This is a genomic window from Beggiatoa alba B18LD, assembly GCF_000245015.1.
GTDB classification, from domain to species: Bacteria; Pseudomonadota; Gammaproteobacteria; order Beggiatoales; family Beggiatoaceae; genus Beggiatoa; species Beggiatoa alba.
On the sequence record NZ_JH600070.1, the window covers coordinates 987,065 to 1,005,655 of the forward strand.

The following is an 18,591-nucleotide window of genomic DNA, read 5'->3' on the forward strand; positions in this document are numbered from 1 at the left end:
AAACAGATAAATACAAGTTTTACTTTTATTCTCCTTTGGGTCTCACTCTTCTGGTTGCAATGGCTTGATAGGGGTCATCTGGCCAGTAGTGTTTGGGATAACGCCCTTTTAATTCTTTTTTGACTTCTGTATAGGTTCTTTCCCAAAAGCTGGTTAAGTCTTGAGTCACTTGTATCGGTTGGCGTGCTGGGGAAAGTAGATGTAGCATCACTTTAATTCGTCCTTGTGCTACGGTTGGGGTAGTTTGTAAGCCAAAGAGTTCTTGTAGGCGTACAGCAAGGATGGGGGCTTGTCCATCTGTTTGGTATTGCAAGCGAATCTGTGAGCCACTGGGGACGGTAAGGTGAGTCGGTGCGTGGGTCTCTACATGTTGTTGTTGTATCCATGTGAGTTGTTGTTGCAGGATGTGGGAAAAATCAAGTTTTTCGAGATGGCTTAAGCGATGCATTCCTGTTAAATAAGGGGCTAACCAGTTATCAAGGCTTGCTAGTAGTTGGGAATCACTCATATCAGGTAGTGCTAATTCGGGCATCCACGTGCGAAGGGATAGGACGCGAGTTTGCCAGTCGCGGAGGGAGTCAGTATAGGGAAGTGCTCGACTGCCTGTTTGTTGAATCCCTTGTATTAAGATTGGGATGCGTGTTTCATCATTGAGATTAGCTATCGGTTGAGTATTTAGGCAAAGTTCGCCTAGTCGTTGTTCTTGTTGCGCCAGTACACAATTTTGTGTGTTATCCCATGTAACCCGTTCTATATTTCTAATGTGTTCTGCAAAATAGTGTCGTAATGCTGAAAGGCTAATCGGTTCAGCGAGGAATATTTTTGCATCATTCCCTTGTCCGCCGTCTAGGTGGGCGATAGCAAGATAGTCTGTAGCAGTTGTGCCTTCTGGTAGGTAAGCCCCGCGCCCATTGGCAAGACGGTAGCGGGCGGTCTGGTTGGGGCGTTGTTGTGCGATACGGTCGGGATAGGCAAAGGCAAGTAAAATACCTGCACTATCAGCATCTAAGGGTTTAGGGGTTTCTTGTAGTTGTCTGCGCCATTGTTGTGCGAGTTGTTCTACTTGTTGGCAGGTGTGGATATCAATCCCTTGTGCACGGGCAATTTGTTTGCCTTGTCGTCGGTAGGTTTCGAGGGCTTGTAGTCGGCTGGATAATTCTGGGTTGCGGGTTTCTCGTAGAATATCGCGCTCAGTTAATAAGGCACAAATATCACAAGCCAGTTGTCCCCAGCCTAATTGTTGCGCACGGTAGAGCAAATGGGCTAAACGGGGATGGGCTGACCATGTTTGCATGGCTTTTCCGACTGGGGTTAAACGTCCTTGTGTGTCTAGGGCATCTAAGTCGGTGAGGAGTTCGCGGGCTTGGGTGAGTGTTGCTGTCGGTGGTGGGTTAAGCCATTGTAACCGATGGGCATCATGTGCGCCCCATTGTGCTAATTCTAAGGCTAGCGGGGTTAAATCGGCTTCTAAGATTTCGGCGGGCGTTTGGGCAATCAGGCGTTCTTGTTGTTCTTTGCTCCATAAACGATAGCAGTTGCCTGCTTGCAACCGTCCTGCCCGTCCTGCGCGTTGTTCAGCCGCTGCTTTAGAAATGCGTTGTAGAACAAGGTGACTCAGTCCACTGTTGGGGTCAAAGCGGGGTGCACGTCGCCAACCGCTATCGACAACAGTTGTAATACCTTCAATGGTTAAACTGGTTTCTGCAATGGGAGTTGCCAGTACAATTTTGCGTTGACCTTGTGGGGCGGGGCTGATTGCAAGGTCTTGGGCTTCCCGTGATAAGTCGCCGTACAGTGGATAAATGTGACAGGTGTTTGCTAGTGAATCTTTTAATAAGTGTTGAACGCGGCGAATTTCTCCACTACCAGGTAAAAAGGCGAGTATATCGCCTGTCGTTTCTGTCACTATTTTACGTAACACATTCGCCATATTGTCGGCAATAGACAGTGTATTATCGGCAGGCTGATAATTTAACCTTATGGGATAACTACGACCTGCGCTACTAATCATTGGGGCATTGCCTAATAGTGACGCAATTGCCTGTCCGTCTAGGGTTGCAGACATGACTAACAGTTTTAAATCTTCGCGTAAAACTTGTTGCGTTTCTAAACAAAAAGCAAGCCCTGTATCTGCCTGTAAACTCCGTTCATGAAACTCGTCAAAAATAACTAAACCAACGCCTGACAATTCAGGGTCTCGCTGTAAACGGCGGGTTAAAATGCCTTCTGTTACCACTTCAATACGTGTTTGTGCAGATATTTGAGTTTCAAAACGGGTTCTATATCCAACTGTTTTACCAATTGTTTCTCCTAATTCGTCAGCCATACGTTGTGCGGCTGCTCGTGCGGCTAAACGGCGCGGTTCTAATAAAATAATGCGTTGCTGTTTTAACCATGTTGCTTGTAATAGCACCAAGGGAACACGGGTTGTTTTTCCCGCTCCTGCAGGTGCTTGCAATACAACAGCGGGATAATGTTCTAACGCAGTTTGTAAATCAGGCAAAATCGTATCAATAGGTAATGAAAGTGTCTTTTTCATAATTCTGTCAATTAGTTATTTTATAGTTTTTTAATTAATCTATATTTAGATTTTCGTACTTTACGACGATATATAACTGAAGCGTAGGAATATCCTAACAAGTTGAGTTTTTCCTTGTGATTAATAAGGTTGTATGAAAGTTATTTTCCGACTAATTTAGTGAGAATTTAAGCCGTAAATAAGCATTTCTGACATTCATTTTTTTGAATTATTTGCCTAGCCTCAATAAGCGGTATGTTTGCTTACAAATTAATTTTTTTTATGCAAAAATCTGATTGCCAAAAAAATCTTTTCCAGATATATTAGAAACGTTAATTCTAATCATAATTAAGCCTAAATAGCTTATAAAAAACAGTTGTTTATCACGAAAGGAGACCTCTAATGCAAGAGAGCATTGTCGAGAAAGTAAGAAGCAACTCAAAATATCAACAGCTAGTTAAAACTCGCAGTTTTTTGGGTTGGCTTTTGTCAGCGGTAGTTTGCGTCATTTATTACGGTTTCATTCTAATTATTGCTTATAACAAGGAATGGTTAGGTAGCCGTATTAATCCTGATGAAGTGATTACATGGGGTATTCCCATTGGTGTCGGCGTTATTGTGAGTTCTTTTATACTCACAGGCATCTATGTACTTATTGCAAACTCAATGTTTGACAGATTAACAAAAGAAATCAAGGAGGAGATTAAGTAATGCGCAATTTAACCCTATTTGCTATTTTTACAACCTTGATGCTGGGTGCAATGGCTGCATTTGGCGCAGGGGATTTAGGTGCAGTTGAAAAACGAGATTTGAACATTGCAGCAATTGTCATGTTCTTTGTTTTCGTGGGTGCAACATTGGGCGTTACTTATTGGGCAGCGCAAAAAACAAAAACAGCTAAAGACTTCTATACCGCTGGTGGTGGCATTACAGGTTTTCAAAATGGATTAGCTATTGCTGGTGACTACATGTCTGCGGCATCCTTCTTAGGGATTTCCGCAATGGTGTATTCTAAAGGCTTTGATGGTTTAATCTTCTCCATTGGTTGGTTAGTCGGTTGGCCTGTTGTATTGTTTTTAATTGCAGAACAATTACGGAACTTAGGTAAATATACATTTGCGGATGTTGTTTCCTATCGGTTATCACAAAAACCTGTAAGAACAATGGCTGCATGTGGTTCTATCGTTACCGTTATTCTGTATCTCATTGCGCAAATGGTTGGTGCTGGTCAATTAATTCAATTATTATTTGGTTTAGAGCATTATCAAGCCGTTATTTTAGTTGGTATTTTAATGGTTATGTACGTTACGTTTGGTGGCATGTTAGCAACAACATGGGTACAAATTATTAAAGCAGTCTTATTACTGACAGGTGCAACCTTCATTGCCTTCATGGTCTTACAAAAAGTTGGCTTTGATTTTAATAAACTCTTTGCAGATGCCGCTTCCGTCCATAAAGAAGGTGAAAAAATTCTGGCTCCTGGCGTGTTAGTCAGTGACCCTATTTCTGCAATTTCTTTAGGCTTAGGCTTAATGTTTGGTACGGCTGGATTACCACATATTTTAATGCGTTTCTTCACTGTGCCAGATGCAAAAGAAGCTAGAAAATCCGTATTTTATGCAACAGGCTTTATTGGTTACTTCTACATTTTAACCTTCATCATTGGTTTCGGTGCGATTCTCTTCGTCTCTACTAACCCTGCCTATTTAGTAGATGGTGATGTTGCAAAAGGTGCGTTAATCGGTGGTAGTAACATGCCTGCATTACACCTTGCACATGCAGTCGGTGGCAATATCTTCCTAGGCTTTATCTCTGCGGTCGCGTTTGCAACCATTCTCGCGGTTGTTGCAGGTTTAACCTTAGCAGGTGCATCAGCCGTTTCTCATGATTTATATGCAAACGTTTTATTTGCAGGTAGATCTAATGAAGTGAGCGAAATGCGCGTTTCTAAATTTACAACCCTCGCACTAGGTGTTATCGCCATTTGGTTGGGTATCGTCTTTGAGAAGCAAAACGTTGCATTCATGGTGTATTTAGCATTCACCGTCGCTGCGAGTGCTAACTTCCCTGTGTTATTCCTCTCCATTTTCTGGAAAGGCTTAACAACCAGAGGTGCAACCATTGGTGGATTTGTTGGCTTAATCGTTGCCGTGGTTTTAGTGGTCTTAGGACCTACCGTTTGGGAGGCTGCATTAGGTAATCCTAAAGGCTCTGCTCCTTTTGGCTATGCTTATCCTGCTTTATTCTCTATGGTTGCGGCATTTTTCACGATTTGGCTGGTTTCTATATTAGATAACAGCGAACGTGCGAAGATTGACCGTGCTGCCTTTGATGCCCAAGATGTCCGTTGGCAAACAGGAATTGGTGCAGAAGGGGCGGTTGCTCACTAAAGATACCATTGCGATTGCTTTGCTATCCGTAAAGTAACTGCAATTAAAAACGCGACTTTCACAAGAAGTCGCGTTTTTTTATGTTTAAAATCGGTAAAAACTCAGATGCGAACAGACCATGTAGGACAACTATTTGTATTAATAAGATTATGTTCTAAAAGCCATTGCTTTGCCTCTGTGGCATCTTCTTCAAACCATGCTTGGCTTGAGCCTAAGCGAAAAGTATAACCCCATGCATCCATATCCGCCCACATACGGGCTTTGCCCATTTCGGGGATATAATCCGCTAATAAAATTTGTAGATAACAAACGCTATCCTCTTCGATATATTCTCCCCCTGCATCCGTGTGTAATACCTGTCGTCGTTGCTCATCCATACAAATATAATGACACGCCTCATGAAGCAATGAATGAATGGGTGTGTCAAGACGAACATATAATCGATTCTTAATCAAGCCCGCCTCTGACTCCCCCCAATAACTGCCCAAAATAACAGCATCAGGTTGTAACAACACTAATTCCATACCAAAACGAGCGACTAAACGGGTAAGTATCGGTATGGATACGTCTTGACAGGTTAAGATAATTTGATTTTTCATGAAAATTTAAGTTTTTATTAAGAAAAATGATCTACTTTATTTTGTTATCATCTTCAGTTAAAATTTAGACTAAGTCTAAAAACTAAAGCGTCCTTGAATGAAATCAGTATTAAGAGGATGCCATCACACTCCTATCTTTAAAATTCCAGTTGAGAGGAAAAATACATGCACTTGAAGCGATTAATCTTAGCCACATTAACAGTCAGTGTTCTAACAACATCCGCATTTGCGAATGAACCTATTCAACCCATTACCGTTCCTACTAACATCAATAGTGCCCAAGCAGAACTTGGAAAAAAATTATACTTTGATCCACGCTTATCCAAATCTGGTTTTATTTCCTGTAACTCTTGCCATAACTTAAGCATGGGTGGGACAGATAATTTAACAACCTCTATCGGACATAATTGGCAAGAAGGACCTATTAATGCGCCAACCGTGCTTAACTCTAGCATGAACATTGCCCAATTTTGGGATGGTCGCGCCGCTGACTTAAAAGCCCAAGCTGGTGGCCCTATTGCGAACCCAAAAGAAATGGCTTTTACGCATGAATTAGCAGTTGATGTTTTAGCCTCTATTCCACAATACGTGGATGAATTCAAAAAAGTGTTTGGTGCAGAAAAAATTACCATTGACGAAGTCACTCAAGCCATTGCGGAATTTGAAAAAACCCTAGTAACACCTAACGCCCGTTTTGACCAATGGTTAGCAGGGAAAAAAGAAGCATTGACCGCAGATGAAGAGGCTGGCTATAAACTATTTAAAGAAAGTGGTTGTGTTGCCTGTCATAATGGGGTTGCAGTAGGTGGTAGTATGTACCAAAAAATGGGCTTAGTTTCCCCCTACAAAACAGACAACCCTGCTGAAGGTCGTAAAGCGGTTACAGGGAAAGATGCCGACCGATTCTTCTTTAAAGTTCCTACCTTACGTAATGTTGAATTAACCTATCCGTACTTTCATGACGGTGCTGCTAAAACTTTAACAGAAGCAGTAGATATCATGGGACGTTTACAATTAGGTAAACAATTTACAACCGAAGAAAATGCGAAAATTGTCGCATTCTTAAAAACGTTAACAGGGGAACAACCGAGCTTTATGTTACCGATACTTCCTCCATCTACTGATAAAACGCCACATCCAGAACCTTTTGTTAAAAAGTAATTTAGTTACAATATAGTAAACGTACTATAAAACGATGCCGAGGATTGGCAGTCCTCACAGGACTGCCAGTCCTAAATTTAAATCACTTTATGATACGTTTACTATAGCATTGCTCTAAATGCACAAGTTTTACCTACCTTAAATGCTATTCGGAAAGATACAACTATCCATTGTATCTTTCCTATACGCACCTATATTATTTACCTATCCTGATAAATCATTGTTCTCTCATCCAATTACAATGTAATCCTGATTTTTTGGTTTAAAATAATAGCGTTTATAGTATGATTTTAAATCATATCAATGAATATCTCCGTATTCTCACAAATAGCCCACTGTTATGCGCTACCTAACCTTATCAGCACTTCCGCTCATCAGCTATTTACTTCTGTTGACGACTCCATTTACCCCTATCAGTGCTGCTGATAAAAATCTAACACAATTTAAAACGGATAAACCCTATAAAAATAAAGAAAATAGACGGGAAACGCTCAGTATCCCTAATGCTGAAGCATTAGAAGTGAGTGTGCAGGGGATAACAGAACAAAAATACGACTACCTCGTGATTACCGACAGTGCGGGTAATGAACAGCGTTTTGATGGTGTTATTGATAAACGTTTCAGCGTATTAGGCTCTAATATTAAAGTCTTTTTTCGCTCAGATAATGCCACTGTTGCCGATGGAGTGACTGTCACTATTGCACCTATTAGCCTGTTTAAAAAAGTAAAATTTCAAGTTTTAGCGGCGGCTAATGTCATTATGCGCCAAGGAACTGGTGAAATTAATGAAAAGTTTATAAAAATCCTGAAGAACCTAAATCGCCTACAAGAACAACTCGGACAAGCTCAAGATTTAAACAGCATTTCAGGACAAATTAAAGAACAGCTTGCACTGATTGCACAGACCTATCACGATGCTGCCAGTACAGGAGAAAACATTCTTAGAATTCACCAGCAACAAATAGAACTCTTAATGCAATTAGAAAAAACAACGGCTAATAGCATTGATAATCTGCTGAAAAGACAACGTGAAAATCAAGATCAAATTACCAATTTTCAAAACTTCGCAAATCAGATTCAAGACCCTTTAGAAAAACAAAAACTACAATTTTCTATTGAAGGAACACGCAATTTACTCAGTGCGTTAGAAACACAACGCATTATCTGGTCAGACTTTCAACGGGTAGAAAGTGAATTAATTGGACTATTAAGAACCTACTCTAAACGCATTGAGGTTCTACTCTATAGCATGAATATTTCTGCCCAAGTTTATGATCAAGCAGTCAACGTGCTAGCATTAGAGGGAAGCAAATTATTATCCTTAGAAAAACTAAATAATATAAATGAATTACAAAAAATTGTTGCAGATATCCAATCCAGTGAAACGGCAATTATGAGCGTGATTAAACGCATTGAACAAACCGATGCTAATTTTTAAGCAAAAATATCCGATTGTTGATAAAGGTATTTTATGTCTCCATCCTCTCCACCGATTAAAAGTCCTAAGGCTCGTGTTGTCACTGAAATTATTGGCAATAAAAAACTACTATCAAGCATCAGCATTCTACTGGGATTCGTTTTATTTATCAGTATCTTGGTTTCTTGGGGGATTTCACGCTTATTTTTTTCACAAGAAACAGGCATGACCAAACCAGAAACGGTGGTAAAACCAGAGACTCCCCCCGTACAACCCGCGACCCTTGCCCAACCCGCAAATAAAACAACCGCACCTGCAACAACCCAACAGCCTGCTTCTCCCCCAGAAAAAACGAAAGCACAGATTGACTATGAAACCCGTATTAACAAACGGGCTAATGTAAAAACACCCCCAAAAGACGTGTTGTGGACAGAATTAAACCAACTCATTTTAGAAGTTGAAAATACACGCCGTGCATTGATTGAAGAGACTTCCCAAAGTTTTAATTTATCTGCGGATAATGCGCCAACTCAGCATATTATGATGCAACAGGCTGCAACGCCCGTAGTAAAAGAAGTAACAGAAGAACAAACGCCCGCATCTTCTAAAACCAATTCCTCTTGGGCGAGTCTTAGTCAGCAAATTGTACAAATTGAACAATCGCGTTTAACCCTTTTAGAAAGCGTAAAACAACATTTTCCCATTTTAGCTCCAACACCAACCCCATCAGTACACACACCGCCACCAACAGAGCCAACGCCTCAACCCAATACGATAGAAAACCAAGTACAAGCTAATGCAGTAAAAAGCCAACCCTTGCTTGAACCAGTGCCAATACAAATGGTTAACTCAGATGAAGAGCCTGAGATTATTAGAGATAGTTATATGCTGGTTTTGGCAGATATTTCTTTTGAAGCAGACAAAGCGGATTTATTGGCTGGCGCATTACATAAGTTGACGAAATTCGCCGATATATTACAACAATATCCAGACCGTTTTGTACTAATTGAAGGTCATACTGATGAGTATGGTTCAGATGAGCAAAATATGCTGTTATCTCAACAACGTGCAGAAGTGGTAAAGTTTGCATTAATGACCAGTGGTATTGCCGAAAAAAGAATGATTTTAAAAGGTTATGGGGCAAAACTACCACTTGCAGATAATCAAACAGAAGCGGGTCGTTTAAAAAATCGTCGTGTAGAAATCACACTTTTAAAATAACTCACTTTATTTACTAAATCTTAAAACCAATATAAAACATAACTCATTGTTTATCTTTATTTTTTGAGCCTTGTAAAAAAGCCGAAATCAACAATAAACAGAGTATTTGTGTAAGCGCAATAAAAAACACAAGCGTAACCATGGTAAACCTCATTAACCTAATTTGTAGATTATTTTTATTTTATAAATCAAATTACTAAATTTTAGTAGATACTTATTTTAAGCAAAAATACTGCCAGTCAAATGTAATACCATCATCGGCGTTACCAAGATACTGCTAATTTAACAGTTTGCAGATGAATATCTACGGTATCTTGTATATTTTTACCATATCCGCCAGCCATTGTAATAGCAACAGGGATTTGCAAACGTCGACACCATTCTAAAATAAGCATATCACGAGATTCTAACCCTGCTTTTGTCAGTGCTAAACGTCCTAAACGGTCATTTTGATAGGGGTCTGCACCCGCGAGATAAATGACTAAATCAGGGTTAATTTGTTGAAAAACAGCTTTTAACCTCTGTTCTAAGGCTTTTAAATAAACGTCATCCCCTGTATTGTCTGATAATTCTATATCTAAATTGCTTTTTTCTTTGCGAAATGGGAAATTTTTCGCGCCATGAATTGAAAAAGTAAACAAATCGTTATCATCGGCTAAAATATGAGCAGTACCATTACCTTGATGAACATCACAATCAATAATAACAACCTGCTTTACCCAGCCTGTTATTTTTAATAAACGCGCACTTACTGCACTATCATTAAATACGCAATAACCCTGACCATGGTCAGCATACGCATGATGTGTTCCACCTGCCAAACTAACAGCAATCCCTTGTTTTAACGCACTATAACAGGCTTGAATTGTTGCGCCACAAGAGCGGCGTGAACGCTCAACCATGGCTGTTGACCAAGGAAAACCGATGATTTTTATTTCTTGTTCCGTTAATTCCCCTGCAAAAACTCGCTGAATATAGTCTGGAGTGTGTGCATAAATTAATTGCTCTAATGTTGCAGCTGGAGGAATTTGTAAATAAGCGGGGGAAATAATGGAATTATCAACTAATTGCTGTCGCAACAATGCATATTTTTCCATAGGAAAACGATGAGTTGCAGGTAATGGGATTGGAAAAATATCGGTATAAAAAATATCCATAGCGGAAAAAAGCGAATTGTTTCCACGCATGACGTGGAAACAAGGGATAAATAGTTAAAGAAGAATTAAATTATCACGGTGAATCAGTTCAGGCTCATCGACATAACCTAAAATTTCAGCAATACGATTGCTGGTTTGTCCCATGATTTTAATGGTCTCATCGGCATTATAATTGACAATACCACGGGCAATTTCTTCTCCTGTTAAGGTAAAACACGCAACCATATCACCGCGCATAAAATCGCCTTTAACCTGTCTGACACCAACGGCTAATAAACTCTTGCCAGAAGCTCGTAAAACATTGACAGCACCATCATCTAAAACTAATTCACCATGCATTTTTTGATGCGCCCCTAGCCATTGTTTACGCGCTTCTACGGGAGGATTCGCAGGTAAAAGTAATGTGCCTAAATGATTGCCATTTGCAATTTTTAGTAACACGTCAGGAATACGACCAGAGACTATCCATGTTGCTGTCCCTGAACGAGCGGCAACACGGGCAGCCCGCAATTTAGTTGCCATTCCGCCCCGTCCTAATCGCCCCCCTGTACTACCTGCCATCGCTTCTAGGATTGGGTCGCCTGCATGACCTTGTGAAATCAGTTTCGCATTGGGGTCTAAACGGGGATCACGTTCATATAATCCTTGTTGGTCGGTCATGATGACTAATACATCTGCCTCAACCAAATTCGATACTAAACCGCCTAATGTATCGTTATCGCCAAAACGAATTTCATCGGTAGCAACCGTATCATTTTCATTAATAACGGAAATGACTTTTAAATCAATCAAGGTTTTTAACGTACTGCGGGCATTTAAATAACGTTTGCGGTTTGCGGCATCATCATGAGTGAGGAGTACCTGCGCGGTGTGTATGCCGTAATGTTTAAAACAGGTTTCATAGGTTTGCACAACGCCCATTTGTCCAACGGCTGCCGCCGCTTGTAACTCATGCAATGTTGCGGGACGCTCTGCCCATCCTAAACGCTTCATCCCTTCTGCGACTGCGCCAGAGGAGACTAGTATCACTTCTTTTCCCTGTCGGCACAGTGTCACAATTTGCTGTACCCAATTTTCTATAGCAACCGTGTCTAAGCCACGCCCTTCATTTGTCAACAAGGCACTGCCGATTTTAATAACCCAACGTTGGGTTTTACCAATTTCTATCTGTTTACTCATAATTTTTTAGGGGGTTAAAAACAAAGAAAGTCCAAATCTTCAAGATTTGGACTCATCAAATTAGGTGAGCGGATTCACACAATTTTTAATAGTTTGATGATGCAATTCATCTTGCACACTAGAAAATTTTATTTCACACGCATTCCTGCCTGCGCACCACTATCAGGGCTTAATATCCATAAACCAGAGCCATCACCTGCCGCTAAAACCATGCCCTCAGACAGACCAAAACGCATTTTGCGGGGGGCAAGATTAGCCACCATAACGGTTAAACGACCAATTAAAGCTTCAGGGCTGTAGGCGGATTTAATCCCAGCAAAGACAGTGCGTGGTGTTTCTTCACCAATATCTAAAGTCAACTTTAAAAGCTTTTCCGCGCCTTCAACCTGTTCTGCATTAACAATTTTGGCAATACGTAAATCAACTTTGGCAAAATCATCATAGTTAATCGTTTCTTGTATCGGTTCTGCTAATGTTTTTGCAGGGGTTGCGGTAGTTATTGCCTGCAAGTTTTCTTTAGAAGCCTCCACAATAGCGGTTAATTGCTGCGGCTCTATCCGTTGGATTAAGGCTTCATAGGGATTAATCGTGGTTGCTAATAAAGCAGCGGGTTGCCATGTCAACGGCACATTAAAAAACGCTTCTACTTTCTTCGCCATGACTGGCAAGACAGGCGATAAATAGCTAAACAGCACGCGGAATAAGTTTAAACCCTGCGTACAAACTTGTTGCAATTGTGCGTCACTGCCTGCTTGTTTAGCGATTACCCACGGTTTTTGCTCATCAATATACTGATTAGCCTTATCTGCTAATGCCATGATGTCACGAATCGCACGATGATATTCACGGTTAGCATATTGTTCTGCAATCGACTGTCCTGCATCGATAAAACTTTGATATAACTCAGGAGCGGGTAAACTATCTGCTAATTGCCCTGCAAACCGTTTGTTAATAAAGCCCGCGCAACGACTGGCAATATTCACCACTTTACCCACTAAATCCGCATTGACGCGCTGTAAAAAATCCTCTAAATTTAAATCGATATCATCAACACGACTACCTAACTTTGCCGCAAAATAATAGCGTAAACATTCAGGATTTAAATGGTTTAAATAAGTCCGTGCAGTGATAAATGTCCCCCGCGATTTCGACATTTTTTGTCCATCAACGGTTAAGAATCCATGTGCAAAAATACTGCTAGGGGTTCTAAAACCCGCACCGTGCAACATTGCAGGCCAGAAAAGCGCGTGAAAATACAGAATATCTTTACCAATAAAATGATAAAGCTCTGTTTGGCTATCTGCTGACCAAAATTCTTCAAAATCTAATCCACGTTTTTCACACAGATTTTTAAAACTCGCCATATACCCGACAGGCGCGTCCAGCCAGACATAAAAGTATTTATTCGGCTGTTCAGGAATTTCAAAACCAAAATAAGGCGCGTCGCGGGAAATATCCCAAGGACGCAAGCCCGCAGTAAACCACTCATTTAACTTATTCATGGTCTCTGCTTGCAATGTACCGCTACTTGTCCATGTTTTTAAAAAGTCCTCAAACTGTCCCAAATTCATAAAAAAGTGTTCAGACTCTTTTTCAATGGGCGTAACCCCTGAAAGGACAGAAACAGGATTTTTTAAATCAGTTGGGTTATACGTCGCGCCACAGACTTCGCAATTATCGCCATATTGGTCTTTCGCCCCACAACGTGGGCATTCCCCTTTAATAAAGCGGTCTGGTAAAAAAAGATTTTTAACAGGGTCAAAAGCCTGTTTAACCGATGTTGAACTAATATAGCCTGCATCGCGTAAACGGCAATAAATTAAGTTAGAAAACTCTTTATTTTCAGGTGAATGTGTTGAGTAATAATTATCAAATCCAATGGCAAAATCGCTAAAATCTTGCATATGCTCTTGACGCACACGCTCGATTAACGCTTCTGGCGTAATCCCTTCTTTTTCTGCACGCAACATAATCGCTGTGCCGTGTGTATCATCCGCACAGACGTAATAACAAGTATTACCGATTAACTTTTGAAAACGTACCCAGATATCCGTTTGAATATACTCAACTAAATGTCCTAAATGAATAGAACCGTTTGCATAGGGTAAGGCACTGGTCACTAAAATCTTACGTTGCGTCATAATGAATATCTAAAAAAATAGAAGATGATTAAGTTTAAAAGAATTTTACCGCGTTTAGCGGAATTGTGCAGGCAATCACTCATATATTAATGATACTTAAAGTTTTAAGCATATTGTGTATGAGCACGCACTAATGCGTCTAATTTATCCATATCAAATTGTTGTACAAGAGCTTTAACCTCTGTTTTAAAAGCCACTAATTCGGGATGTTCATTGACTAATTGATCTACATAAGTTAGCAATGCACGCACTTTTCCTGATTTGATATAACCCAGTAATACATCGCTTTGTTCAGTAGCTAAGACATAATGCCCGATTGTTTGTACCATGTTCTGTTCTGCATAAATCCAAACAATCCCTAAATGCTCTTGTAAAACTGTAAATAGTTCATTGATATTAATTGGTTTATATAAAAAAGCATGACACCCCATATTAAGGTAGTCGCATTGATACTCCGATAAACTTGCCGAAGTAATGGCAATAACCATGTGATCAAATTTCTTCTGTTTACGAACTTCTTTTATTAAAGTAATACCTGACATTACGGGCATTCTTAAATCAGTTAATAAAGCATCTGGTGTCTGCATTTCTAATAAATTTAAGGCAATTTTCCCATTTTCAGCTTCTAACACACGAAAACCAATGTCAGACAATAATGTTACTAAAAATGAACGATTTTCTAAAACATTATCGACAACTAAAATAAGTGGTTTATTCCCTTTAATGCCAATGACCTCAGGGGATTCATATTGTGTTGTTAAATAGTGAGTTTGCTGTATAGCGGGTAATGAAATATCAAACCAGAAACAGCTACCTTTCCCTAATTGACTGCGAACATTTAATTTTCCACCCATTTTTTCTACTAAACGTGCGCTAATGGCTAACCCTAGCCCTGTTCCTTCTGCTTCTGCTAATAAATCACCGACTTGTTGAAAGGGTTTAAATAAATTAGAGAGGTCACGCTGTGCAATGCCTCGTCCTGTATCACAGACCTCAAAATGCACCATTTCCCCTTGTGGTAAAACGCTAAAAGTAACACCGCCTTGTTGTGTGAATTTAATTGCATTGCTTAATAAATTTAATAAAATCTGGCGCAAGCGTTTTTCATCAGCAGAAACAACGGTTGGTAAATTATTTTCTAATAACAGATGTAAAATCAGCCCTTTTTGTTGGGCTTGCATTTGTAATAGAGCCGTTGTTTCATGCAAAAAAGTTATTAAATTTAAATTATTGTGAACTAATTCTAATTTATCAGCTTCAATTTTAGACAAATCTAAAACATCATTGATTAAATTTAATAAATGCTCTCCACTGCGAACAATAATTCGTGTACTTTCTTTAGATTTTTCACCTAACGTATTATCTCGCAATAATAAGTGAGCATAGCCTAAAATGCCGTTGAGTGGCGTGCGGAGTTCATGACTCATATTTGCTAAAAAAGCACTTTTTGCAAAGTTAGCCTGTTCTGCCTGTTCTTTACTCTGTTTTAACTCAATGGCAATCCGTTTTTCTTCTGTAATATCTTCACAAATTCCAATAAATAACTTATCGCCATTAATTTCTACAACACTCACGCCTAAACTTAGGGAAAAAAGAGAACCGTTTTTGCGTTTTCCTAAAACTTCCCGCCCAGTTCCAATAACTTTAGCAATCCCTGTTTTAAGATAATTTTTTATATAGTTATCATGTTGTTCTGCATAAGGACTGGGCATTAAGCAATTAATATTTTTACCTAATATTTCTGCTTCTTTGTATTCAAAAATTTTTTCCGCAGCAACATTAAAAGAATGAATAATGCCAGATTCGTCAATGGTGATAATGCCATTAATCACGTTATCCATGATAACACGCTGACGAATCGCTAATTCGGAGGCATGTTTTTCAGATTGTTCAAATGATTCAGCCAGTTCTTTATAACATTGTTCACTATATTTGAGTTGTATGAGTGTTTGTTCAATTTTTTGTAATGTTGGATAAATTAAATGCCTTGCTAACCAAATAATGAGAATAATATTTAGGAACATTAAAAAACTATTTAAAATGTGTAATTGTCGTGATTGTCTTGTGAGATTTATTACATAAGTTTCTGTAATAACAGACATTTTTTTGATAAAAAAAGGGCTATAATCTAGGATTTTAACAATCAGTTGTTCAGCTAAAGGGGGAAACGCTGCATTATCTTTATGGTTTTTAAATAAAGCGATAAATAGTTGAAAAGATTGATATAGGCTTTGGTAAGTATCTTCAATTTCTTCAAAATATTGCTTAATATCTTCATTATTTAAACTAGAAAATAATTCGCGAATATCATCGCCGTATTTTAATTTTTTGTGGGATTCAGACCATTCTTTTAAGGTTAAGCGTAAGTCTTTTAAATAAAAATCGCGTATTTCTATTGTTGGAGCAAATTTAATCGCTAAGACATCTTTATTCATTTTTTCAGTTAATAGGCGTTGTTGTCCCGAAATATTGACTAATTCAGGTTGATTAAAATGATAATCTGCCCAGTAAACAATTAATTGCTCTATTAAAAATAAAATGGTAATGAGGGTTAATGTAATTAAATATGTCCTATATAAACGATGTGTATTAAATGTCATCATGTCGCAATCTCCAAGTTGAAAACCCTTGAAACCTGTCTGCGGGAAGTGTTAGGAATTAACAGTATAAATTTTATATAAAATGTATATAGCATTGTCTGCTAATTCGCTAACGATAGATATGAGTAATTTTATTTGAGGTGCGTTAAAAACTGGGATTCATCTAATATGGTTACGCCTAAAGTTTGGGCTTTTTCCAATTTAGAGCCTGCATTTTCTCCTGCAACCACATAATCTGTTTTTTTCGAAACGCTACTGCTCACTTTTGCGCCCATTTGTAATAGACGTTCTGTGGCATCTTCTCGGCTCATTTGTGTCAATGTGCCTGTTAATACAACGGACTTACCTGTAAAAATGCTATTAACATTCGTTGCTGTCGTATTGGTAACGTTATTGCTTGTTGCGTTTGATGCAACGGGGTTTATTGTTGCCCATTGCACGCCAGCCTGTTGTAATTTGAGAATAATGGCTTGATTATGCGGTTCATGAAAAAAGTGGTAAATCTGTTGTGCAACGACTTCGCCAACGTCGGGCACTTTTTGCAAATCAATCTCGCTTGCTTGTTGAATCGCGTTTAAATCGCCGAAATAGTTGGCTAAGGTACGCGCAGTGCTTTCTCCAACTTCACGAATGCCTAAGGCGTATAGAAAACGTGCTAGGGTTGTCTGTCGACTGTTTGTTAGGGCTTGTATTACATTATCGGCTGATTTTTTCCCCATGCGTTCTAAATTGGCTAATTGGTCGCTGGTTAGTCGATATAAATCGGCGGGGTTGTGGATTAAGTTAGCATCAACCAGTTGTTCAATCAGTTTTTCACCTAATCCTTCAATATTCATTGCTTTACGTGAGGCAAAGTGTTGTATTGCTTGTTTACGTTGAGCAGGACAGTTCAAACTGCCTTCGCAGCGTGCAACGGCTTCCTCTTTAAGGCGTACTACGGCAGAGCCACAAACAGGGCATTGTGTGGGTAGTACAAATGCTTGACTGTTTGCGGGACGTTTTTCTAAAACGCTGGCAACGATTTCGGGGATAACATCACCAGCACGGCGAATAATGACGGTATCGCCTACTCGAATATCTTTGCGGTCAATTTCATCTTGATTGTGTAGGGTTGCATTGGTGACGGTTACACCGCCGACAGAGACAGGCGCAAGACGGGCAACTGGGGTGAGTGCGCCTGTTCTGCCGACTTGTATGTCAATGGCAAGTAGTTCTGTCATGACTTCTTGCGCAGGCATTTTATGGGCTAATGCCCAGCGTGGCGCACGGGAGATAAAGCCCATTATGTCCCGTTGTTTATTGCTATTGACTTTGTACACAACACCGTCAATATCAAAAGGCATTTTTGCCCGTTGTTTGTGTAAATCTTCGTAATAATCCCAACAGCCTTGTGCACCTTGTACGACTTTGAAATAGGCGGATGTTGGTAAACCCCAGCGTTTTAAGCAGGCGACAATGTCGCTGTATTTATCAGGCAGTGTCCCGCCTTCTATAATACCTGTGCCGTAGCAGGTCATACTTAAAGGACGGCTTGCGGTCATGCGGGGGTCTAGTTGGCGTAAACTGCCAGCAGCAGCATTGCGGGGGTTGGCAAAAACCCGTTCGCCTTTTTGTTTTTGTTGCTGGTTGTAAGCATTAAATTTGGCTAGTGGCATATAGACTTCTCCCCGTACTTCTAAGATAGCGGGATAGTCGTCGCCTTGTAGGCGCAAAGGAATAATTTTAATCGTGCGAATATTTTGGGTGACATCTTCCCCATGTGTGCCATCGCCACGGGTTGCTGCAGCGACTAAGATACCATTTTCATAGTGTAAGCTGATGGCTAATCCATCAATTTTGGGTTCGGCGGTATATTCAATGCTATCAAGGTTTAATTTTTCACGAATACGACGGTCAAAATCGTTTAACTCTTCTTGGCTGAATGCGTTGTTAAGCGACAGCATTGGCTGTTTATGAACAAATTCGGCAAATTGGCTTAGGGCTTGTCCGCCAACCCGTTGGGTGGGGGAGTCGCTGGTAATGGTCTCAGGATATTGGGCTTCTAAAGTTTCTAGTTCGCGCATTAAGCGGTCATATTCACTATCTGGAATAGTGGGAGCATCAAGAACATAGTAGTTATAGCTGTGTTTATTAAGCTCTTGGCGTAGGGTATTGATTTGTTGTTGAATCGTGGACGGGACGCTCATGATAGTCGCAACTCTGTTGTTG

Annotated in this window: 12 protein-coding genes; 5 read left to right on the top strand and 7 right to left on the bottom strand. The window is 39.8% G+C overall.

Annotated features, from left to right (window positions below; translation table 11 throughout):
- Positions 1-25: 25 nt before the first annotated feature.
- Positions 26-2,539 (bottom strand): ATP-dependent helicase HrpB, encoded by a 2,514-nt coding sequence (gene hrpB, locus BEGALDRAFT_RS03965; protein ID WP_002683892.1) that lies wholly within the window; start codon positions 2,537-2,539, stop codon positions 26-28.
- A gap of 381 nt (positions 2,540-2,920) precedes the next feature.
- Here hrpB and BEGALDRAFT_RS03970 point away from each other — a divergent pair, with 381 nt between their 5' ends.
- Positions 2,921-3,229, top strand: coding sequence for a DUF485 domain-containing protein (locus tag BEGALDRAFT_RS03970; protein ID WP_002683894.1), 309 nt, complete (start codon positions 2,921-2,923; stop codon positions 3,227-3,229).
- Positions 3,229-4,908: a cation acetate symporter gene (locus BEGALDRAFT_RS03975; RefSeq protein WP_002683896.1), complete on the top strand. Its 1,680-nt coding sequence runs from the start codon at positions 3,229-3,231 to the stop codon at positions 4,906-4,908. The genes BEGALDRAFT_RS03970 and BEGALDRAFT_RS03975 overlap by 1 nt, the downstream gene beginning before the upstream one ends.
- 101 nt (positions 4,909-5,009) lie before the next feature.
- On the opposite strand, the gene BEGALDRAFT_RS03980 is transcribed toward BEGALDRAFT_RS03975, so the two are convergent.
- Complete coding sequence (locus tag BEGALDRAFT_RS03980) at positions 5,010-5,507, bottom strand: hypothetical protein (RefSeq protein WP_002683898.1); 498 nt, start codon at positions 5,505-5,507, stop codon at positions 5,010-5,012.
- Between the two features lie 165 nt (positions 5,508-5,672).
- Here BEGALDRAFT_RS03980 and BEGALDRAFT_RS03985 point away from each other — a divergent pair, with 165 nt between their 5' ends.
- From BEGALDRAFT_RS03985 to BEGALDRAFT_RS17860, 3 genes are all read left to right on the top strand, one after another.
- A complete protein-coding gene (locus tag BEGALDRAFT_RS03985) occupies positions 5,673-6,668 on the top strand; it encodes a cytochrome-c peroxidase (RefSeq protein WP_002683908.1) in 996 nt (331 codons plus the stop codon).
- A 340-nt stretch (positions 6,669-7,008) separates the two neighbouring features.
- Positions 7,009-8,106 carry a hypothetical protein gene (locus BEGALDRAFT_RS03990; protein ID WP_002683910.1) on the top strand — a complete coding sequence of 366 codons (1,098 nt, stop codon included), beginning with the start codon at positions 7,009-7,011 and terminating at the stop codon, positions 8,104-8,106.
- A 33-nt stretch (positions 8,107-8,139) separates the two neighbouring features.
- Positions 8,140-9,306, top strand: coding sequence for an OmpA family protein (locus BEGALDRAFT_RS17860; protein ID WP_002683911.1), 1,167 nt, complete (start codon positions 8,140-8,142; stop codon positions 9,304-9,306).
- A gap of 263 nt (positions 9,307-9,569) precedes the next feature.
- On the opposite strand, the gene BEGALDRAFT_RS04000 is transcribed toward BEGALDRAFT_RS17860, so the two are convergent.
- The 5 genes from BEGALDRAFT_RS04000 to ligA all read right to left on the bottom strand — a co-directional run bounded on the left by BEGALDRAFT_RS04000 (position 9,570) and on the right by ligA (position 18,569).
- Positions 9,570-10,493, bottom strand: a complete 924-nt coding sequence (locus BEGALDRAFT_RS04000) for a histone deacetylase family protein (RefSeq protein WP_002683913.1) — start codon at positions 10,491-10,493, stop codon at positions 9,570-9,572.
- Positions 10,494-10,517: 24 nt separating this feature from the next.
- Complete coding sequence (gene proB / locus BEGALDRAFT_RS04005; RefSeq protein WP_002683914.1) at positions 10,518-11,642, bottom strand: glutamate 5-kinase; 1,125 nt, start codon at positions 11,640-11,642, stop codon at positions 10,518-10,520.
- Positions 11,643-11,770: 128 nt separating this feature from the next.
- A complete protein-coding gene (metG, locus tag BEGALDRAFT_RS04010) occupies positions 11,771-13,783 on the bottom strand; it encodes a methionine--tRNA ligase (protein ID WP_002683915.1) in 2,013 nt (670 codons plus the stop codon).
- Between the two features lie 104 nt (positions 13,784-13,887).
- A complete protein-coding gene (locus BEGALDRAFT_RS17865) occupies positions 13,888-16,386 on the bottom strand; it encodes an ATP-binding protein (protein WP_002683916.1) in 2,499 nt (832 codons plus the stop codon).
- Between the two features lie 128 nt (positions 16,387-16,514).
- The gene (gene ligA / locus BEGALDRAFT_RS04020) at positions 16,515-18,569 is read right to left on the bottom strand and encodes an NAD-dependent DNA ligase LigA (protein WP_002683917.1); all 2,055 of its coding nucleotides are present in this window, start codon (positions 18,567-18,569) and stop codon (positions 16,515-16,517) included.
- Positions 18,570-18,591 lie beyond the last annotated feature (22 nt).